Here is an 18302-nt window from a genome sequence, read left to right as displayed (position 1 = left end):
CACATGAAGCATCTCATCGCCGCCATCGCGCTCGGCACTGCCTCCACCTTAGCTCTCGCCTCCGCGCCGCTCACCGCGCAGGAAACCGCCGAAGCGCCCGCCACGCCCGACTGGGTCGAAACCAGCAACGCCTACACCGAAGAAGTGGTGAAGATGCAGGCGCAGTTCTTTCCGACCGGCGCATCCTCGGCGGGCTACGAGGAATATGATGGCCTCGTGAACGACATGGCGCCGGACCGCGACGAACGCTATCTCGCCGCCGCCCGCGCGCTGGCGCAGCGGTTCGAGGCGGCGAAGGCGCGCGAGAGCAATCCCTATGTCCGGCAGGACTTGCAGATCCTGATCGATTCGCTCCGGCTCGACATCGAAGGGATCGAGCTCGGCAACCGCCTGACGCTCGAATTCATCGAGGTGCCGCAGGCGATGTTCCGCGATATCGGCCAGCTCCTGTCCGACCAGACCGCGCCCGAGCGGCGCGGCAAGGCGCTCGAACTGCTGCAGCGCTATACCGGGACCTATCCCGGCACCGAGCCGATGACCGAGCTTGCCAAGGCCCGTTTCGAGGCGAGCCGGGACGAGGGCAAGATCGGGCCGTACCGCGTCGAGGTCGAGGAATCGATCGCCAAGATCCCGACCTTCATCGCCGGCATCCGCGAGCTTTTCGCCAAGTACGAGATCGCGGGCGCGGAAGAATCGCTCGATGCGATGGAGCGCCAGCTCACCGGATATGGCGAATGGACCCGCACCACCGTGATCCCTGCGAGTCGCACCGAGGCGCGCCTGCCGGAAGAGCTCTATGCGCTCAATTTGAGGCGCGTCGGGATCGACCAGGACCCGCGCACGCTGATGAGCGAGGCGCGGCGCGGCTTTTATGAACTGCGCGCGCAGATGGAAGCGCTCGCCCCGCAGATCGCGGCCAAATACGGCTGGGAGGAAACCGACATGGCCTCGGTCATGGCGCGGCTCAAGCAGATGACCGTGCCCGATGACGAGATCGAGGAGTTCTACCGCGAGATCAACCGCAAGCTAGAAGCGGAAATCCGCGCACACGACATCGTCTCGCTGCCCGACACCGAATTGCAGATGCGCGTCGCCTCGCCCGCCGAAAGCGCGGCCCAGCCCGCCCCCCACATGCGCCCGCCGCGCCTCGTCGGGAACACGGGCGAGCAGGGCACTTTCGTGCTCACCGTCGGCAATCCGACCGCGGGGCCGGAGGACCGCTACGACGACTTCAACTTCCCCGCCGCGAGCTGGACGCTGAGCGCGCACGAGGCGCGGCCCGGTCACGAGATGCAGTTCGCAGCCCTCGTCGAACAGGGCGTCAGCCTCGCCCGGCTGCTCTATGCCTTCAACAGCGTCAACGTCGAGGGCTGGGCGCTCTATGCCGAGGCCGAGATGCTCCCGCACGAGCCGATCGAGGGCCAGTTCATCGCGCTTCAGTTCCGCCTGCTGCGCACGGCGCGCGCGTTTCTCGATCCCGCGCTCAACCTCGGCCTCACCACCCGCGAGGAAGCCGAGCGCGTGCTGCGCGAGGAGGCGCTTTTCTCGCCCGGCATGACCAAGCAGGAACTGGACCGCTACCAGTTCCGGATGCCGGGTCAGGCGGGGTCCTATTACTACGGCTATCGCAAGCTCATCGACCTGAGGGTCGAAACCGAACTCGCGCTGGGCGAGGACTTCGACGAGAAGGCGTTCAACAATTTCCTGCTGAGCCAGGGGGTCATCCCGCTCGAACTGATCGCGAAGGCGGTGCGCGAGGAATTCATCCCCGCCCAGCGCGGCGGCTGAAAAGGCCCCCGCGCTGGCCCGGCGCGCGCGAACGTGCCATGACACCTGTCGGGCGTCCGCAAGGGACGCAAGGGAGAGGGAAATGAGGTTCGCGCGTTTCGTCATCGTTTTGGCGGCGATCCTCGCCGCGCTTCCGGTCGAGGCGCGCGACGCGCTGCTCTTGCGCGATGTCGCGGTGCTCGACCTTTCGGGCGCGCAAGCGCAGCTCGCGGAAGGCCGCTCGGTCCTCGTCGAGGACGGTACGATTACGCGCATTGCCGCCGCCGGGACGATCATGCCGCCCGACGGCGCGCGCGTCGTGGACGGGGCGGGCCGCATGGTCATGGCGGGACTGGTCGATATGCACGTTCACGTCTGGGACGAGGCGTCGCTCGGCGCCTATCTCGCCGCCGGGGTGACGACGGTGCGCAACGCCTCGGGGATGCCGTTCCATCTGCGGCTCGCAGGGCGGATCGAGCGCGGCGAGGTGCTCGGCCCCCGGCTCGTCACCACCGGCCCGATCCTCAACAGCCCCGGCCCCAATGCGCAGGTCAATCACCACATGGTCGCGACCGCCGAGGAAGCCCGCGCGGCGGTGCGCGCGCATCACGCAGCGGGCTTTCGCCGGCTCAAGGTCTATTCGAATCTCACGCGCGAAGCCTACGAGGCCGTGCGGGACGAGGCCGATCTGCTCGGCATGACGATCATGGGCCACACGCCCGAAGGCGAGCGGCGGCCCGGAATGCCCTATCGGAAGCCCTTCGACATCGCTTTCGAGGAGGTGCTGGACGACGGCTTCGTCACGATCGAGCACGTCGAATCGATCGTCTGGCACGGCCTTCGCGATGGGCGGGACGCGGGCGAGGGCCGCGCGCTCGCCCGGCGCATCGCGGAAGCCGGCGTGCCGGTCGATGCGACCCTGCTCGCCTTCTACAACCTTCTGCGCGTCGCCGAGACGAAGGGCGAATACCTCACCCGCCCCGGAACCGAGCGGATCAACCCGCTGCTCGTCGCCACCAGCGGGGCCGAATACGAACGCTGGTCGAACGAGGACCCGGCGCGCCACCGCGAGGCGTTCGAATTCTATAAGGCGATGACGCGGATGCTGCATGAGGAAGGCGTGCTGATGGTCGCAGGCAGCGATGCGGGCATCTTCACCAACATCCCCGGCGTCTCGCTCCACGACGAATTGCGCCTGCTGGTCGAGGCGGGGATCGCGCCTGCCGACGCACTGCGCATGGCGACGCTGAACGCGGCGCGCGTGCTGGGCGAGGAAGGCGAATGGGGATCGGTGGCGGAGGGCCAGCGCGCCGACCTCCTGCTGCTCGGCGGCGACCCGCGCGCGGATCTTGCCGTGCTGGCCGAACCCGAAGCGGTGATCGTTGCGGGGCGCTTCCTCGACCGGGCCGCGCTCGCCGAAATGGGCCGCTCCTCCGCCGAGCATGACGTCGCGCGCACGCAGGCGAACCTCGTCGAGGCGCTGGAGGCGCAGGGCATTGACCCGGCCAGCCTCGGCTTGTGAGCGCGCGCCCTTTCATCGCGCAGCGTTTCCTTTGCGCGAAGCGCCTGCCGGGCGTAGGGGCGGGCGCGAGAACCCATTTGGACGAGGGCGCGATGAAGACCGAAATGAAGACTTGGGCCGGGCTCGGGCTCGCGGGTGCATTGATCGGCTCGGGCCTTGCCGGATGCGCCGAGGATACGCCGGGCGATGACGCGGACCTCACCGAGGCGGTCGAGCCCGGCGAGGGCGGCGAGGCTGGGGAAGGCGAAGGCGGCGAAGCAGGCGAGGGCGGTGAAAGCGGCGAAGGCGGGGTCGATGTCGCCGCCGCCGCAAAGGATCCGGTCGCCTATCGCACCGCGCTTGCCGTTGCACAGGCCCATGCCATGGCCGCGCACGAAGCCTTCCTCGCCGGGAAGACCGACCCCGCCGCCGAGATGTTCGGCCACCCGGTAAGCGAGGTGCTCGCCGACATGGGGCCGGTCTTCTCCGAACTGGGCGTTGCCGATTTCACGGCGCGCTTCAACGAGGCTTCGCAGGCGGTGCTGGACGGGCGCAGCGCGGTCGAGGTGGACGAACGCTACGGCGCGATCCTCGCCGCGCTCGATCAGGCTGCGGCCAAGGCGCCCGGCAGCGACATGGCCGAGGCCGACATCGCCGCGCGCGTCATCGCCGACATGATCGCCCGCGCCGCCGCAATGTACCGCGAGGCGGAAGGCTCGGAGCGCTACGAGCCCTATCTCGACGGCTACGGCTACACGCTGGCCGGAGCGGGCGCGTTCGAGGACGCCGAGCCCGCGATCCTCGCCGTGAAGCCCGATCTGGCAGCGCGCATTCGTGCCGCGCTCGACTTGCTCGCGCGGGCCTATCCGGGGGCCGAACGCCCGGCGCGCCTCGATGCCGAGCCGGGCGAATTGCTCGCCGCTTCCTCGCGCGTCGCGCTCGCGCTCTGACGTGGCTTTACCGCGCCTCCTCGTCCTCGGCACCGGCGGGACCATCGCCGGGACCGCGCGTTCGCGCACGGGCAAAGCCTATGCCGCGGGCGAGGTCGCGCTCGAAGCGATGCTGGGCGAGGTCGGCGCCCTGGGGCTGGAGGCGGAGCTGGTTCCTCGGCCGGTCGCGCGGATCGGCTCGCAGGACATCGGCTGGCGCGAATGGGATGCGCTCCATGCCGAAATCGCACGGGCCGAGGACGATCCCGAGATCGCCGGGGTGATCGTCACCCACGGGACCGACACGGCGGAGGAAACCGCCTTCCTGCTCGACCTCACCCTGCCCGCGGGCAAACCCGTGGTGCTGGTCGGCGCGATGCGCCCTTCGGATGCGGTGGGCAGCGACGGAATGCGCAATTTCGCCAATGCGGTGCGGGTGGCGAGCGATCCTGACAGCGCCGGGCGCGGAGTGCTGGTGGTGATGGCCGACACGGTTTTCGCCGCCGCCGATGTGCGCAAGGCCGCGACCGCCAATGTCGACGCCTTCCGAGGGTTTCCGCGCGGGCCGCTCGCGCGCGTCACGCCGTCGAGCCTCGACTGGTTCGCCCCCGCACACCGCGTGGGCAGCCCGGCGCGCTACGCCTGGCCCGAAGCGCTGCCGCGCGTCGCGATCCTGACGGCGGGGGCGTGCATGGACGAAAAGCCGGTCGAGGCGCTGCTCGGCATCGGGTGCGCGGGCATCGTGCTTGCGGGCATGGGGCAGGGCAACGCGCCGCGCGTGGTGATCGAGGCGCTGGCGAAGGCGGCGGCGAACGGCGTCCCCGTTGTCCGCTCGGCCCGGGTCGACGAGGGTATGGTCGACCGCAATGTCGAGGTAGACGACGACGCCCACGGCTTCGTCGCGGCCCGCGCGCTGGGTCCGGCAAAGGCGCGCATCCTCCTGATGGTGCTGATCGCGAACGGAATCAGGGATGCAGCGCGGATACAGGCGGCATTCGACGGGCGGTGAGATCTGCTTCCTGCGTTTCCGAGGCCGAAAGCGGACTGTCCGCCAACGACCCAATTGCGGTAGCAACGCCACGCACAACACCCGCTCGGCCTGAGCCTGTCGAAGGCCGCGCGCCGACATTGCCTCAATCTTCCTGCCTGTTGCGGGCGAGAAGGGAAATCTGTTTCCAGTCGCCCGCGATCAGCGCCTCTTTCTTCGCCCTGCTCCATCCCTTGATCCGGCGTTCGGCGGCGAACGCTTCGTCCCGGGTTGCGAATGCCTCGGACCAGACCAGTGTCACCGGCAGCCGCCTGGCGGTGTATCCGCCGAGCGCGCCGGACCGATGCTTGGCGATGCGGGTTTCGAGATTGTCGGTGTGGCCCGCGTAATAGCTGCCGTCATTGCACCGCAGCAGGTAGGCGTGAAAGTCCATACCTGGAGGCTAACCTTGGTGCTTGGCCTTCGACAAGCTCAGGCTGAGCGGGGGTTTGCCGAGGAGCTTTGCAAGACGGCAGCTACCCACCCAATCCCTGCAACAATCCGCTAATCCGGCGGTCCATGAAAGCCGCCATCCGCGCGGTAAAGCCGCCCCCGCCGCAGCGGAGGCGCGCCCGGATCAGCCCCAGGGCGTGACGAGGTATTTCTCGCCCGTCTTCATCTGGCGGTAGTCGAGAATCGCCTCTTTCGTCAGCATCCCTTCCAGATCGACCTTGGTCTTGTAGTGCGAGGCGAAGGTTGTCGTCAGGTTCGACAGAACCCGCTGGCGCATCTTCACCACCGTCTCCATCCCTGCGCGCTGCAGGAAGGGCGTCAGCAGCCAGCCCGACACGGTCCATTGCAACCCGTAGGACGGAGTCAGGATCGTCGGCGCGAAATCGAGCCGGCCGTAGATGTAGACCTTCTTGTCCTGATTGGAGCCGTAGCGGGAGAACTCCTTCATCTGGCTGGCGGCGACCTGTTCCATTGCCTTCAGCACGTGGTCGGCGTTCTGCCCGCCGCCGATGGGATCGAAGCCGAGAAAAGCCCCCGTTTCCGCGATGGCCGAGCGCAGCTGGTCCATGAAGTCATCGTCCGAGGAATTGACGACATATTGCGCGCCCTGCGACTTCAGCAGATCGACGTGCTCCTTGCGCCGCACGATGTTGACGAGCTTGATGCCGTCCTCCTGGCAAATCCGGTTCAGCATCTGGCCGAGGTTCGACGCGGCGGCGAGGTGGACGATCGCGTCGTGGCCTTCCATGCGCGCCGTTTCGACGAAGCCCAGCGAGGTCATCGGGTTGACGAAGGAGGACGCGCCTTCCTCCGCGCTGTGATCGCCCAGCGGCAGGCACATCATCGCATCGGCAATGGCGTATTGCGAGAAGGCCGTGCCCGGCACGCAGGCGACGCGCTGGCCCATCAGCGCCTTCGCCGCGTCGCTGTCGCCGGTCGCGACAACCGTGCCCGCGCCCTCGTTGCCCGCGGGCAGGCGCTGGCCGTGGCGGCCCTTCTGGCCCGAAAGGAACGGCTCGGGCATGGTCGCGACGACCTTGCCGGGGGAATATTCGGCGTTTTCGAAATCGGCCGCACCGGTCAGGATCGCAAGGTCCGACGGGTTGATCGGCGCCGCCTCCATCTTGACGAGGACCTGGTTGCCGGTCGGCTCGGGGAAGGTCTCCTCGGCGATTTCGAGCGTCAGCTTGCCGTCGGCGGTAAGGGTTGTGAAAAGCTGCTTTCCGGTCGTTGTCATGATTTCTGTTCCTCTCCGGTTTCGGGATAGATCGCCTCGACGAAGTAGAGGCCGTGAGGCGGGGCGTTAAGCCCCAATTCGGCGCGGTCGCGCGCGGCCAGCGCGGCTGCGACGCGGCGTTCGGGCCAGCTTCCCGCGCCGACCAGCTTGAGGCAGCCGACCATCGAGCGGACCTGGTGGTGGAGGAAGCTGCGCGCCTCGGCGCGGATATGGATTTCGGGGCCGAATTCGCCGTCGTGCGCGGTCACGTCGAGCCGGTCGAGGGTCTTGACCGGATCCTTCGCCTGGCACTGGACCGAGCGGAAGGTGGTGAAATCGTGCCGCCCGACCAGCGCCTGCGCCGCGCGGTGCATGGCCTCCGGGTCCAGCTCGGTCGCGACGTGCCACGCGCGCCCCTTGCCCAGCGTCAGCGGCGCGCGGCGGTTGACGATGCGATAGAGATAGCGCCGCCCGATGCAGGAAAAGCGCGCGTGCCAGTCGTCGGGGACGATCTCGCAATGGGTCACGGCAATCGGGTCGGGCCGCAGGTGCGCGTTCAGCGCTTCCATCAGGCGGAACGGGGCGATGTCCTTTTCGATGTCGACATGGCTGCGCATGGCGAGCGCGTGGACCCCGGCATCGGTGCGCCCGGCGCTGTGGAGCGTGGCTTCCTCCCCCGTGATGCGCCCGAGCGCCTCCTCGATGCTTTGCTGCACGCTGGCCCCGTGCGCCTGCCGCTGGAGCCCGTGGAAAGGCGCGCCGTCGAATTCGAGAGTGAGGGCGAAGCGGGTCAAGACAGGCGCGTCCCCGGCACCGCGGGCCGTCCGCGCAGCACCTCCTCGCGGCCCATCGCGGGCTTGCCTGCGCGTTGCAGGCGAAGCGGGCGGATCGCGCCCGTGCCGCAGGCGATGGTCATGTCCGCGTCCAGCACTTCGCCCGGCTCGCCCGAGCCTTCCACCCGTTCGGCGAGCAGCAGCTTCACCCGCTCTGCATCGTCGTCATTCGGCCATTCGAACCACGCGCCCGGAAACGGGGCGAGGCCGCGCACCTGCCGCTCGATTTCCGCGGCGTCGCGGGTCCATTCGATCCGCGCCTCGGCCTTGTCGATCTTGGGCGCGTATGTCGCCGCGCCATCGTCCTGCGGCTGGGGCGGGAAGGCGGCAAGGTCGGCGAGGACGTCCACCATCGCCTCCGCGCCCATCTGCGCCAGTTCGGCGGTCAGCTCTCCGGTCGTCTTGTGCGCGACCGGAGTCCTGACCACGTGCAGCATCGGTCCCGTGTCGAGCCCCGCTTCCATCTGCATGATCGTCACGCCGGTTGCCTCGTCGCCCGCCAGCACGGCGCGGTGGATCGGCGCGGCCCCGCGCCAGCGCGGCAGGATCGAGGCGTGGATGTTGAGGCAGCCTTGAGCGGGGGCATCGAGCACCGCCTGCGGCAGGATCAGGCCATAGGCGGCGACCACCGCGACATCCGCGCCGAGCGCGGCGAATTCGGCCTGTTCTGCCGCCCCTTTCAGCGATTTGGGATGGCGCACGGGCAGGCCCAGCTCCTCCGCCTTCGCCTGCACGGGGGAGGGGCGCAGCTTCTTCCCCCGCCCGGCGCGCGCGGGCGGCTGGGTGTAGACGCAGGCGATTTCGTGGCCTGCCCCGTGCAGCGCGACCAGCGCCGGGACGGCGAAATCGGGCGTTCCCATGAAGATGATGCGCATAAAGGCAGGGGCCGAGCTTTGTGAAACCGTCCCGCGCCCCTATCTCTCCCCCCATGGCATCGCAAGAGATCGAGACCCTCGCGAGCGCGCTCGCCCGGCTGCCCGGCCTCGGCCCGCGCTCGGCGCGGCGCGCGGTGCTGTGGCTGGTCAAGAACCGCGAGGCGGCGCTGCCCGCGCTGCTCGAGGCGCTCGATGCGGTCTCGCAGAGCCTCGTCGAATGCGAGACCTGCGGCAATGTCGATACGCGCAACCCCTGCGGCATCTGCGCCGACCCGCGCCGCGACGCGCGCGCGATCTGCGTGGTCGAAGATGTCGCCGACGTCTGGGCGCTCGACCGCGCGCGGCTGTTCCAGGGGCGCTACCACGTGCTCGGCGGGCGGCTTTCCGCGCTGGACGGCATCGGTCCGGAAGACCTCGCGATCCCCTCGCTCCTCGCGCGCGTGGAAGGCGGCGCGGTCGACGAGGTGGTGCTCGCGATGAACGCGACGCTCGAAGGGCAGACGACCGCGCATTACCTCGCGGAACGCCTCGAGCCGCACAAGGTCCGCATCACCCAGCTTGCCCACGGCCTGCCGGTCGGGGGCGAGCTCGACTATCTCGACGAGGGCACGCTGGCGCAGGCCCTTAGGGCGCGGCGGCCGGTGGAATGAACCTCGCCCAGCGCCTTGCGACGTGGATGCTCGGCCCCGGCGTCGCGCGCGAGTCCCGCCAGTGGATGGTCGAATGCGGCCATTGCCGCCATGCCGAAAGCGTGTGGGAGCTGGGCGGTATTCGTTACAAGGCGGCCGGGACGAAGCGGGTCCGCGGGCGCTGCCGGGCCTGCGGCCGCGTCTCGCTGCGCACGGTCAGCCGATCACTCTGATCGAAGCTGCCCGCTTGCAGCAGGCTCGCCCCGCGACTATCTTTTGTCCCATGGCTATCCGCGAAATCCTCGAAGTGCCGGACCCCCGGCTCAAGACCGTCTCGACCCCGGTGGAAGGGCACGAATTCAATGATGAGTTGCGCACGCTCGTCGCCGATATGTTCGATACGATGTACGATGCCCCCGGCATCGGCCTCGCCGCGATCCAAGTCGGCGTGCCCAAGCGCGTGCTGGTGATCGACCTCCAGCCCGAGGACCCGGACGCCGAACCCGTCGAATGCGAGCATGACGGGCACAAGCACACGCATCCGGCAACAAAGAAAGACCCGCGCGTTTTCATCAATCCGGTGATCCTCGATCCGGCGGAGGAGTTGTCGACCTATCAGGAAGGCTGCCTTTCGGTCCCCGACATCTACGCCGACGTCGATCGCCCGGCGACCTGCACGGTGCGCTACCAGGACCTCGACGGGAACACCCATGAGGAGCACCTGGAAGGGCTGATGGCGACCTGCCTCCAGCACGAGATGGACCACCTCGAGGGCATCCTGTTCATCGACCACCTCTCGCGATTGAAGCGCTCGATGGCGCTGAAGAAGCTCAAGAAGCTGCGCCAGGCGGCGTGACATTTCTGCGAAGGCGCATCCGCGCCTTCGTCCTCGGGGCTGTTCCCTTCGCTTCGCTGCGGGGCCCCTGCGGGCGCGCAGTCGCGCTTGCGGCGCTTCGCGCCGTATCAGCGCGCTAGGGAACGGCGCGCTTCAGCTCGCCGCTTCGCTGTCGACGAGGCCCTGCACGGCGGCTTTCGCGTCGCGGATCACTTCCTCGCACATCCGGGCGCAGCGCTGGCAATGGGCGTCCTCGTGCTGTTTGCACAGCGCGTGGCATTCCTCGCAGGCGATGATCGCCGCAGCGCCCGCCGCCTTGATCGTTCGGACGTGTCCGCCCACCCGGCGCGAGGCGATGCGGGTGAACGCCGTGCAGGCGTCGGACGCATCGAGGCAGCGGCGGATGCATTCGGCGCGGTCCTCGGCATCGGCTTCGGCAAGGCACGCATCGGCGCAGGCGTTCATGATCGCAGCGCCGTACATGGCGTGCTTCACCGCCTCGCCCAGCTTGTCGCCGTGATCGCCGCTGTCCAGCGGATGTTCCTTGAGCATTTCCTTGATCGACATGGGGCTCGCTCCTCCTTCACCCAGACAAGCGAGCCGCGCGGGCAATCGGTTCCGAGATCGCGCCCGCTCAGAGCGGAACGCGCCCGCTCCGCCGCCCGTTGGCGTTGCATGGTCAACGACGAAACAATGCTGCTCATCACCGAGACCGTGGCGCGCGGGTTCGAGCTTACGGGCATTGCCGCGATCATCCTCGGCGCGCTTATCGCTTTCGGCCGGCTGGCGAAGGATTCGCTGCGCGGCAAGCGCAGCGAGCAGGACGAAGAGGACAGCATCGCGCGCTTTCGCCGGATGCTCGGCCGCGCGATCCTCACGGGCCTCGAACTGCTGGTCGCGGCCGACATCATCCTGACGGTGGCGGTCGACCCGACGCTCGACAGTGTGCTGGTGCTGGGCGCGATCGTGCTGATCCGGACCTTCCTTTCCTTCAGTCTCGAAGTCGAGATCGACGGGCGCTGGCCCTGGCAGAAAGGGAAGGGGCAGAGGGGCGGGCAATAGTCGGGGAAATCATGGAAAAGCCTCTGGCGTTCCCTATTCGTTCCGTGTAGGGAAGCAGCATGGACCCGACGATTCTCGCTCTCGGCGCGCTGCTGGTCGGCGCGATTTTCGGCCTTGCCGCAGGCCACTGGTTCGGCGCGCGCCCGGTCGCGGACCTGCGCGCAAGGCTCGCCTCGCGTGAGGAAGAATTCAAGACGGCGGTCGCCGAACTGGGGGAGGCACGGGTCGATCTTTCGGATGCGAAGGCGGAACTTTCGGCGGCGAACGAGCGCGCGTCCCACGCGGCGCGTCTCTCCGAAGAGCTCGAGAAGATGCGCGGCGAGAACGCGACCTTCCGCGCCGAGCGCGCCGGGTTCGAGGAGCAGAAGCGCCTGCTCGAGGAGTCGCGCGAGAAGCTGTTGAAGGAATTCGAGAATACAGGCGCCAAGGTGCTAGAGGCCGCGCGCGAGCGCTTCGACAGCGAGGCGACCAAGCGATTGGGCGAAGCGCAGGTCCAGCACAAGGAAGCGGTCGCGAACCTGCTGAAGCCCGTCAGCGAACGCCTTCAGAAATACGAGGAACAGGTCGGCACGCTCGAAAAACAGCGCGCCGATGCCTTCTCGCGCCTGCACCAGCAGATCGAAAGCATGCGCCTCTCGCAGGAGGAAGTGCGCAAGGAAGCGCAGCGGCTCGGCAATTCGCTGACCAACGCGCCCAAGGCGCGCGGGCGCTGGGGCGAGCGGGCCTTGCAGAACGTGCTCGAGCAATGCGGGCTGTCCGAGCACACCGATTTCAGCCTCGAACAATCGGTCGAGACCGAGGGCGGGCGGCTGCGCCCCGATGCGATCGTCAACGTGCCGGGCCAGAAGAAGCTGGTGATCGACGCCAAGGTGTCGCTGAACGCCTACCAGGCCGCGTTCGAGGCCGAGGACGATGCCGAGCGCAAGCGTCACCTTGATCTCCACGCCAAATCCATGCGCAATCACGTGCAGACCTTGGGGAGCAAGGGCTACCAGAGCCAGTTCGAGGACGCGCCCGATTACGTCGTGATGTTCGTGCCCGGCGAACATTTCGTCGCCGCCGCGCTCGAACACGATCCGGGACTGTGGGACTTCGCCTTCCACAACAAGGTGCTGCTGGCGACGCCGACCAACCTTGTAGCGATCGCGCGCACGGTCGCGCAGGTCTGGCGGCAGGACAAGATGGCGAGCGAGGCGGCGGAGATCGGACGCATGGGCGCCGAACTCTACGACCGGCTGCGGGTGGCCGCCGAACACATGAAGCGCGTCGGTGGCGGCCTTGAGACGGCGGTCAACAACTACAACAAGTTCGTCGGCAGTTTCGAGCGCAACGTGCTCACCTCCGGGCGGCGCATGGCCGAAAAGGGCCTCGAGATCGCCAAGGAAATCGAGGAAGTCCCGCTGGTCGAAGCCGCGCCGCGCTACAATGCTGAGGATGCCGAAGGGGTGGATGAAGAATATCCGGCGCTTCCGGCGGACCGCGACGCTGCGGAATAGCTTGCAGGGAGCGCGGGGCCGCGCCACTTTCCCATCAGTTGCAAGGGGGAGCATATGGGGCGAAGCAGGCGCATTTCATCGATAGAGGCGCGCGTTGTCGCGGTGCTGGGTGCAGCGCTCCTGCTCCCGCTCGGCAGCCATGCGGAAACGCCCGCAGGCCCGCTCGCCCCGCGCGATGAATGCAGCGCTGTGCCGGGGCTCGCCGAACTCGTCGCACATCTCGAACGCGCCCTCGCCGCGCGCGATGCCGATGCGCTGCTGGCGCTTGCCGATGACGGTATCCTGCTCGACTTCGGTGGCGGCTCGGGCAAGGCGGAATTGCGCCGCCGGCTGAATGCGCCGGATTACCGGCTGTGGGACGAGATCGACCGCGCGCTCGCGCTGGGGTGCGGTCTCTCGAAACCGGTCGACGGCGATGGCGGCGAAACCTATGCCTCCTGGCCCTGGTATTTCGTTGCCGACCGCGATCCGCCTTTCGACGCCTTCGAGGCCCATATCGTCACCGGCGAGGGCGTGCGCCTGCGCTCCGGCCCATCGCTCGATGCGCCCGTGATCGGATCGGTCAGCTGGGACTACGTCCGCCTTGTCGAACCTTACACCGAAGAATCGGCCACGCGCCCCTATGCGCGGGTCGAAACGCTCGGCGGGCAGGCAGGCTATATTGCGCGTGCCTATCTGCGCAGTCTCGTCGATTATCGCCTGGTTGCAAGCAGGGTCGAGGGCGAATGGCGGCTCACCGCCTTCGTTGCGGGGGATTGAAGCGGACGCCGCGGATTGGGGCCTTCCGGGCCATTTCCTACTTGGCGCGGCAGGCCGATCATCGCGCCCGGCTCTTTCCCACGGTCCGAAACCGCCACGACGCGCGATCCATGCGACGGGGGGGGAACGAAAACAGGCCCGTCCTCCCTGTCCGTCCGCTCGCCGAAACCCGCTTTATGTCGCTGGAAACGAACGGAACGTCTGTTCCAAGTAAAGGTGACAGGGTGTAATCTTTGTCCGCTTTTCGCGCCTTATTCCCCCAGCGCGGCGAGCACCTCATAGGCCAGCACCGCACCGGCAACGGCTGCGTTGAGCGAATCGGCCCGGCCCTTCATCGGCATGGTCACCCGCAGGTCGCATTCGGCCTCGTAAGCCTCGGGCAGACCCTGCGATTCATTGCCGACGAGGAGGAAGCAGGGCGCTTCGTAAGGTGCGCCGCGATAGGGCACGGCATCGCGCAGGGAGGCGGCCACGAGCTGGCCCTTTCCGCCGCGCAGCCAGCCGAGGAATTCCTCCCACCGCGCCTGCGCCAGCGCCACGGTGAAGACCGCCCCCATGCTCGCGCGCACGGCCTCGGCGCTGAAGGGATCGGCGCAGTCGCCCACGAGGATCAGCCCGCCCGCGCCCACCGCGTCGCCGGTGCGCAGCATGGTGCCGAGATTGCCCGGATCGCGCAGGTCCTGCGCGACGAGCCAGATCGGCGCGGCACTCCGGTCGATTCGGGTGAGCCCCGTGTCCCATTCGGCAAAGACCCCCGCGACCGCCTGCGGATTGGCCTTGCCGGTGATCCTGGAGAGGATGTCGGGCGTCGTCGTGACGATCTCGCCGCCCGCCGCCTCGACCTCGGCCTCGAGCCGGGCGAGCAGGTCGTGGGCGCTTCGCTCCTCGGCCATGACGAGCAGGCGCGGCAGGCGGCCGCTGGCGCGCGCGTCCTCGAGCAGGCGCAGCCCCTCGACGAGGAATTCGCCCGCGCGCCGCCGGTGCTTCTTGTCGCGCAGCGAACGCAAGTGCTTGACCGTCGGGTTGGAGAAACCGGTGATGTGTCTGCGCATCGAAGTGCCGGCCCTGCGCCCTAGTCCTCGCCGAAGCCGCTTTCGACCAGCGCGGCAAGCTCGTCCATCACGCCAGCCGCGTTGTCGCCGGCGACGATCAGTTCGACCGTGTCGCCCTTGGCCGCGCCGAGCATCATCAGGCCGAGGATCGACCCGCCCGCCGCGCTGTTGCCGTCCTTCGCCACGCGCACGTCTACGCCTTCGGGCAGGGCGCTCACCGCGCCGACGAAACGTGCGCTCGCCCGGGCATGGAGGCCGCGACGGTTGACGATCGTCACCTCTCGCCGAATTTCGGTCGTGTTCTCGTTCATCCCGGCCCCTCTCCCCGGCCTTTCCGGCGCGCTCAGCCCGATCCGCCGCTCGCCTTGCGCGGCGCGCTCCTGTCGTCGCCGAGCAGCTCGCTCGCCACCGTGATGTAGGTGCGCCCGGCGCTCTGCGCCGCTTCGACCGCCTCGACCACGCCCATCGTCTTGCGCGCGCCGGCGAGGCGGATCAGCATCGGCAGGTTGATCCCCGCGATCACCTCGACCCTCCCTGCGTCGAGCAGCGAGATCGCGAGGTTCGAAGGCGTCCCGCCGAACAGGTCGGTGAGGATGATCACGCCCTCGCCCGCATCGACCGCGGCGATCGCTTCGGCGATCTCGGCGCGGCGCTGTTCCATGTCGTCGTTCGGTCCGATGCAGACCGTCGCGATTCCTTCCTGCCGCCCGACGACGTGCTCCATCGCCTCGACGAACTGGTCGGCAAGGCGGCCGTGTGTGACCAGGATCAAACCAATCATGCGGGGCAAAAATCCGTGTATTCTAAGGGCGTTGGCGCGCCTCTTTGGAGAGGAGAGAGATCATGTCGCCCCGGTCCGCGTGCGCTCCAGCTCGTCGGCGGCGCGCGAGGCGAGGTTGCGGTGGCGGACAGTGGGCGAAAAACCCGCCTCGCGCAAGGCCCCTGCCATGCGCTCGGCGGTGTAGACCGAGCGGTGTCTTCCCCCGGTACAGCCGAAAGCGACGTGGACATAGACCTTGCTCTGGGCATGGTAGCGCGGGAGCAGTGTCAAGAGCAGGTCGCGGATGCGCGCGAAGGCGTCGGCGAAGGCGGGATCCTTCTCGATATGCGCCCCCACCGCCGCATCGCGCCCCGTCAGTTCGCGCAGGCCCGGAACCCAGTGCGGGTTGTCGAGGAAGCGCATATCGAAGACGAGGTCGGCGAGCGGCGGCATCCCGCGCGCGAAGCCGAAGCTCGAGATGGTCAGCGTCGTCTCGTCGCCGCTGCGTTCGCCGAAGAGTTCGCGCACGCGCGCCTGCAGCTCGTTGGTGGAGAGCGTGGTCGTGTCGATCACGATGTCTGCCCAGCGCCGCAGCGGCTCGAGCAGTTCGCGGTCGGCGGCGATCCCGTCGAGAACCGGGCGGCCCTGCGCCATCGGGTGACGGCGGCGCGTCTCGTTGTAACGCCTCTCAAGCTCGGCATCGGCGCAGTCGATGAACATGAAACTGGTGGTCAGCCCTTCGCGCCCGGCGAGATCCTTCGCCAGCGCGATAACATCGGCGGGGACGAAGCCGCGGGTGCGCGAATCGAACCCGATCGCGAGCTTCCCGTGTTCCTCGCCGGGGCGCGCGACCAGCCGCTTGAGCATCCGGACGGGGAAATTGTCGATCGTCTCCCAGCCGAGGTCCTCGAGCACGTCGAGCGCGGTCGACTTGCCCGCGCCCGACAGGCCGGTGACGAGCAGCAGGCGCTGGCGGCTCGTCTCGCCCGCAGGAGTGTCGGTTTCGCCCGTTTGCGTCATGGCGCGCCTTTTCGCGCCCCGCGGCGGCAATGGGAAGCGCCTTTTTTGCACCTTGCCCTGCAGGGTGCGGAAGCGCTCATGGCGACAGGCCGTGGAGGCGCAGCGCCCACTCGGCGCGAACAGCCGGCGCGATGCCGCCGGGGTCGAAGCGCAGCAGCGGCACATTGCAGCCAAGCAGGGCGCGGCGCGGGAGCGTTTCGGGCAGGCGCTCGGGTGACGCATCGCCCGGGCCGGGCAGGGCGAGTACCAGCGCGACCGGCGCGGGCGGGGCGGTCTCGAGCGCCGCTAGGCCGACACCGCGCAATTCGATCAGCCCGGCGATATTGGGCGGGGGCGATGCGACCAGCACGCCGTCCGGCCTGCGCGAAAGCCTCACCGCATCGTCCCCGATCAGGCCCGCGCCGCGGTCGATCAGAGCGAGTGCGAGGCTCGACTTGCCGCTGCCCGGCGGCCCTTCGATCAGCAGCGCGCGCCCGCCGATCGCGACCGCGCTCGCCTGTAGGACGGTTTCGCGCGAGGTCGCCATGCCTGCGCTCAGGCTGCAGGCAGGCGCAGCCGCAGGCACGCGCCGCGCGCGCCGTCGGGCCGGGCATCGGCGGCAAGCGTGCCGTCATGCGCTTCGGCGATGGCGCGGGCGATGGCGAGGCCGAGGCCGGAATGGTTGCCGAAATCCTCCTGCTCGGGCCGGACCGAATGGAACCGCTGGAACACCTTGTCGCGTGCGTCGTCGGGGATGCCGGGCCCGTGGTCGCACACGGTCAGCGTCACCCAGTCGCCGTCATTGTCGATCCCGACCTCGATCGGCGCATCGGGCGGTGAGAAGGACACCGCGTTGTCGAGCAGGTTTTCGACCACCCTCTCGAGCCGCGCGCCGACTCCCGCCACGTTCGCGGCGAAACCGCGCGTCGTAAGCTCGATCGCGCGGCCTTCGTTCTCGGAGCGGTGTTCGCGGCTGCCGATGATCGCGCGCACGAGTTCGGCGAGGTCGATCCGCTCCAGTGTCGCGCGGCTCATCTCGGCGTCGATCCGGCTGGCATCGGAGATCTCGGAGACGAGCCGGTCGATCCGGCGCACATCGTGGGTCGCGATCTGTTCGAGCTCGCGGCGCAGCTTGGGATCCTCGACGCGGGGGAGGGACTCGATCGCGCTCCTCAGCGACGCGAGCGGATTCTTGATCTCGTGCGCGACATCGGCGGCGAAGCTGTCGACCGCGTCGATCCGGTGACGCAGCGCGCCGGTCATGTCGGACACCGCGCGGGCGAGCAGGCCGATTTCGTCGCGGCGTTCGGGCAGGCGCGGCACCTCGACCTCGCGCTCTCGGCCCGCGCGCACCCGCATCGCCGCCTTGGCGAGCTGGCGCAGCGGAGTGACGATGGTCCGCGCAAGGAAGAGCGAGAGCAGGATCGAGGCGGCGAGCACGCACAGCACCGCTATCCCCAGCGTCGAGCGCGCCGCGCGCACGCTTTCGGTGATGTCGACCGCGTTGCGCACGGTCAGCAGGGTCGCGCCGTTGAGGCCGACCGGCGCGGCCGCGGTGATGACGGGCGTTCCGTCGCGCCAGTCGTAGAGCCGCACCTGGCTCACCCCTTCCTCGCGAGCGCGGGCGAGTTCGGGCCAGGCATCGGCCTCCTGCGCTTCGGGTTCGATATAGTCCTGCACCGGCTCGGCCGAGACGATCGTGTCCACAGTCCGGTCCAGCCAGCGGGCGAATTGCTGGTCCCAGCTGTCGTCGGTGATGTCGTCGAACTGGAAGGCGGGCTCGGCCAGCGCGAAGCTGTCGGCCCATAGCCGGCCCTCGGCATCGAACATCCTCAGGCGCATCCGCTGTTCCTTGCCGATCTGGACGAGCAGCGCCTCCTGCCGCTCGCGGGTCGCCCCGGCGAGCGCCTCGGCGGTGATCTGCGCCTCGATCCGGGCGAGCTTGAAGCGTTCATTGATGAGCTGCGTGCGATAGCCGTCGAGATAGAACAGCCCGCCGCCCAGCAGCGCCAGCGGCATGATGTTGACCACGAGAATGCGCGCGGTCAGCGCGAAACGGCCGGTGGTGGTGAACTGTTCGCCCGAACGCATCGCGGACTTGCCCTCGCC

General features: G+C 68.6%; 21 protein-coding genes. 10 read left to right on the top strand and 11 right to left on the bottom strand.

Annotation, left to right across the window (positions count from 1 at the left end):
* Window positions 1–3 precede the first annotated feature (3 nt).
* The 4 genes from G9473_RS08865 (at window position 4) to G9473_RS08850 (ending at window position 5206) form a co-directional block, all read left to right on the top strand.
* On the top strand, window positions 4–1788 hold the full coding sequence (locus G9473_RS08865) for a DUF885 domain-containing protein (RefSeq protein WP_291132601.1): 1785 nt from the start codon (window positions 4–6) through the stop codon (window positions 1786–1788).
* Window positions 1789–1870: 82 nt separating this feature from the next.
* Window positions 1871–3289 (top strand): amidohydrolase family protein, encoded by a 1419-nt coding sequence (locus G9473_RS08860; protein ID WP_291132599.1) that lies wholly within the window; start codon window positions 1871–1873, stop codon window positions 3287–3289.
* 92 nt (window positions 3290–3381) lie between these two features.
* Complete coding sequence (locus G9473_RS08855; protein ID WP_291132598.1) at window positions 3382–4218, top strand: hypothetical protein; 837 nt, start codon at window positions 3382–3384, stop codon at window positions 4216–4218.
* A 1-nt stretch (window position 4219) separates the two neighbouring features.
* Window positions 4220–5206, top strand: coding sequence for an asparaginase (locus G9473_RS08850; RefSeq protein ID WP_291132597.1), 987 nt, complete (start codon window positions 4220–4222; stop codon window positions 5204–5206).
* 124 nt (window positions 5207–5330) lie between these two features.
* Here the strand turns inward: G9473_RS08850 and G9473_RS08845 are convergent, their stop codons facing one another.
* The 4 genes from G9473_RS08845 to fmt form a co-directional block, all read right to left on the bottom strand.
* The gene (locus G9473_RS08845; protein WP_291132596.1) at window positions 5331–5618 is read right to left on the bottom strand and encodes a GIY-YIG nuclease family protein; all 288 of its coding nucleotides are present in this window, start codon (window positions 5616–5618) and stop codon (window positions 5331–5333) included.
* 183 nt (window positions 5619–5801) lie between these two features.
* Window positions 5802–6914 carry a zinc-binding dehydrogenase gene (locus G9473_RS08840; protein WP_291132594.1) on the bottom strand — a complete coding sequence of 371 codons (1113 nt, stop codon included), beginning with the start codon at window positions 6912–6914 and terminating at the stop codon, window positions 5802–5804.
* Entirely contained in the window at window positions 6911–7687 is a 777-nt protein-coding gene (gene truA / locus G9473_RS08835) for a tRNA pseudouridine(38-40) synthase TruA (RefSeq protein WP_291132593.1), read from the bottom strand. Before truA ends, G9473_RS08840 begins: the two co-directional genes overlap by 4 nt.
* A complete protein-coding gene (gene fmt, locus G9473_RS08830; RefSeq protein ID WP_291132591.1) occupies window positions 7684–8601 on the bottom strand; it encodes a methionyl-tRNA formyltransferase in 918 nt (305 codons plus the stop codon). Before fmt ends, truA begins: the two co-directional genes overlap by 4 nt.
* 53 nt (window positions 8602–8654) lie before the next feature.
* On the opposite strand from fmt, the gene recR reads away from it, so the two are divergent.
* From recR to G9473_RS08815, 3 genes are read left to right on the top strand one after another with little or no spacing between them, the layout of a single operon-like run.
* On the top strand, window positions 8655–9251 hold the full coding sequence (gene recR, locus G9473_RS08825; protein WP_291132589.1) for a recombination mediator RecR: 597 nt from the start codon (window positions 8655–8657) through the stop codon (window positions 9249–9251).
* Window positions 9248–9463 (top strand): hypothetical protein, encoded by a 216-nt coding sequence (locus G9473_RS08820; RefSeq protein WP_291132587.1) that lies wholly within the window; start codon window positions 9248–9250, stop codon window positions 9461–9463. The genes recR and G9473_RS08820 overlap by 4 nt, the downstream gene beginning before the upstream one ends.
* Window positions 9464–9513: 50 nt before the next feature.
* The gene (locus G9473_RS08815) at window positions 9514–10086 is read left to right on the top strand and encodes a peptide deformylase (RefSeq protein WP_291132585.1); all 573 of its coding nucleotides are present in this window, start codon (window positions 9514–9516) and stop codon (window positions 10084–10086) included.
* 132 nt (window positions 10087–10218) lie between these two features.
* Here the strand turns inward: G9473_RS08815 and G9473_RS08810 are convergent, their stop codons facing one another.
* Window positions 10219–10632, bottom strand: coding sequence for a four-helix bundle copper-binding protein (locus tag G9473_RS08810; RefSeq protein ID WP_291132583.1), 414 nt, complete (start codon window positions 10630–10632; stop codon window positions 10219–10221).
* A gap of 108 nt (window positions 10633–10740) precedes the next feature.
* Here G9473_RS08810 and G9473_RS08805 point away from each other — a divergent pair, with 108 nt between their 5' ends.
* Genes G9473_RS08805 through G9473_RS08795 form a run of 3 tightly spaced genes read left to right on the top strand, consistent with a single transcriptional unit; the run spans window position 10741 to window position 13382 of the window.
* Entirely contained in the window at window positions 10741–11127 is a 387-nt protein-coding gene (locus tag G9473_RS08805) for a DUF1622 domain-containing protein (protein ID WP_291132582.1), read from the top strand.
* A gap of 59 nt (window positions 11128–11186) precedes the next feature.
* Window positions 11187–12623: a DNA recombination protein RmuC gene (gene rmuC, locus G9473_RS08800; RefSeq protein ID WP_291132580.1), complete on the top strand. Its 1437-nt coding sequence runs from the start codon at window positions 11187–11189 to the stop codon at window positions 12621–12623.
* Window positions 12624–12677: 54 nt separating this feature from the next.
* Window positions 12678–13382, top strand: a complete 705-nt coding sequence (locus tag G9473_RS08795) for an SH3 domain-containing protein (protein WP_291132578.1) — start codon at window positions 12678–12680, stop codon at window positions 13380–13382.
* A gap of 251 nt (window positions 13383–13633) precedes the next feature.
* Here the strand turns inward: G9473_RS08795 and G9473_RS08790 are convergent, their stop codons facing one another.
* The 6 genes from G9473_RS08790 to G9473_RS08765 all read right to left on the bottom strand — a co-directional run bounded on the left by G9473_RS08790 (window position 13634) and on the right by G9473_RS08765 (window position 18284).
* Window positions 13634–14434, bottom strand: coding sequence for an RNA methyltransferase (locus G9473_RS08790; protein WP_291132577.1), 801 nt, complete (start codon window positions 14432–14434; stop codon window positions 13634–13636).
* A gap of 20 nt (window positions 14435–14454) precedes the next feature.
* A complete protein-coding gene (locus G9473_RS08785; RefSeq protein ID WP_291132575.1) occupies window positions 14455–14745 on the bottom strand; it encodes an HPr family phosphocarrier protein in 291 nt (96 codons plus the stop codon).
* A gap of 32 nt (window positions 14746–14777) precedes the next feature.
* A complete protein-coding gene (locus G9473_RS08780) occupies window positions 14778–15215 on the bottom strand; it encodes a PTS sugar transporter subunit IIA (protein WP_291132572.1) in 438 nt (145 codons plus the stop codon).
* A 60-nt stretch (window positions 15216–15275) separates the two neighbouring features.
* Window positions 15276–16214, bottom strand: a complete 939-nt coding sequence (gene rapZ, locus G9473_RS08775; protein ID WP_291132570.1) for an RNase adapter RapZ — start codon at window positions 16212–16214, stop codon at window positions 15276–15278.
* 76 nt (window positions 16215–16290) lie between these two features.
* Window positions 16291–16740, bottom strand: coding sequence for a serine kinase (locus G9473_RS08770; RefSeq protein ID WP_291132568.1), 450 nt, complete (start codon window positions 16738–16740; stop codon window positions 16291–16293).
* Between the two features lie 8 nt (window positions 16741–16748).
* The gene (locus G9473_RS08765) at window positions 16749–18284 is read right to left on the bottom strand and encodes a stimulus-sensing domain-containing protein (protein WP_291138367.1); all 1536 of its coding nucleotides are present in this window, start codon (window positions 18282–18284) and stop codon (window positions 16749–16751) included.
* Window positions 18285–18302: the final 18 nt, after the last annotated feature.

The sequence above is a fragment of the Erythrobacter sp. genome (genome assembly GCF_011765465.1).
Lineage (GTDB): Bacteria > Pseudomonadota > Alphaproteobacteria > Sphingomonadales > Sphingomonadaceae > Erythrobacter.
This window is presented reverse-complemented; position numbering and strand designations above follow the sequence as displayed.

What these genes read in the sequence shown, in the direction of transcription:
- G9473_RS08865 (WP_291132601.1), top strand. Translation starts at nt 4, where the DNA reads ATGAAGCATCTCATCGCCGCCATCGCGCTCGGCACTGCCTCCACCTTA.
- G9473_RS08860 (WP_291132599.1), top strand. Translation starts at nt 1,871, where the DNA reads ATGAGGTTCGCGCGTTTCGTCATCGTTTTGGCGGCGATCCTCGCCGCG.
- G9473_RS08855 (WP_291132598.1), top strand. Translation starts at nt 3,382, where the DNA reads ATGAAGACCGAAATGAAGACTTGGGCCGGGCTCGGGCTCGCGGGTGCA.
- G9473_RS08845 (WP_291132596.1), bottom strand. Translation starts at nt 5,618, where the DNA reads ATGGACTTTCACGCCTACCTGCTGCGGTGCAATGACGGCAGCTATTAC.
- G9473_RS08840 (WP_291132594.1), bottom strand. Translation starts at nt 6,914, where the DNA reads ATGACAACGACCGGAAAGCAGCTTTTCACAACCCTTACCGCCGACGGC.
- fmt (WP_291132591.1), bottom strand. Translation starts at nt 8,601, where the DNA reads ATGCGCATCATCTTCATGGGAACGCCCGATTTCGCCGTCCCGGCGCTG.
- recR (WP_291132589.1), top strand. Translation starts at nt 8,655, where the DNA reads ATGGCATCGCAAGAGATCGAGACCCTCGCGAGCGCGCTCGCCCGGCTG.
- G9473_RS08820 (WP_291132587.1), top strand. Translation starts at nt 9,248, where the DNA reads ATGAACCTCGCCCAGCGCCTTGCGACGTGGATGCTCGGCCCCGGCGTC.
- G9473_RS08815 (WP_291132585.1), top strand. Translation starts at nt 9,514, where the DNA reads ATGGCTATCCGCGAAATCCTCGAAGTGCCGGACCCCCGGCTCAAGACC.
- G9473_RS08810 (WP_291132583.1), bottom strand. Translation starts at nt 10,632, where the DNA reads ATGTCGATCAAGGAAATGCTCAAGGAACATCCGCTGGACAGCGGCGAT.
- G9473_RS08805 (WP_291132582.1), top strand. Translation starts at nt 10,741, where the DNA reads ATGGTCAACGACGAAACAATGCTGCTCATCACCGAGACCGTGGCGCGC.
- rmuC (WP_291132580.1), top strand. Translation starts at nt 11,187, where the DNA reads ATGGACCCGACGATTCTCGCTCTCGGCGCGCTGCTGGTCGGCGCGATT.
- G9473_RS08795 (WP_291132578.1), top strand. Translation starts at nt 12,678, where the DNA reads ATGGGGCGAAGCAGGCGCATTTCATCGATAGAGGCGCGCGTTGTCGCG.
- G9473_RS08790 (WP_291132577.1), bottom strand. Translation starts at nt 14,434, where the DNA reads ATGCGCAGACACATCACCGGTTTCTCCAACCCGACGGTCAAGCACTTG.
- G9473_RS08785 (WP_291132575.1), bottom strand. Translation starts at nt 14,745, where the DNA reads ATGAACGAGAACACGACCGAAATTCGGCGAGAGGTGACGATCGTCAAC.
- G9473_RS08780 (WP_291132572.1), bottom strand. Translation starts at nt 15,215, where the DNA reads ATGATTGGTTTGATCCTGGTCACACACGGCCGCCTTGCCGACCAGTTC.
- rapZ (WP_291132570.1), bottom strand. Translation starts at nt 16,214, where the DNA reads ATGACGCAAACGGGCGAAACCGACACTCCTGCGGGCGAGACGAGCCGC.
- G9473_RS08770 (WP_291132568.1), bottom strand. Translation starts at nt 16,740, where the DNA reads ATGGCGACCTCGCGCGAAACCGTCCTACAGGCGAGCGCGGTCGCGATC.
- G9473_RS08765 (WP_291138367.1), bottom strand. Translation starts at nt 18,284, where the DNA reads ATGCGTTCGGGCGAACAGTTCACCACCACCGGCCGTTTCGCGCTGACC.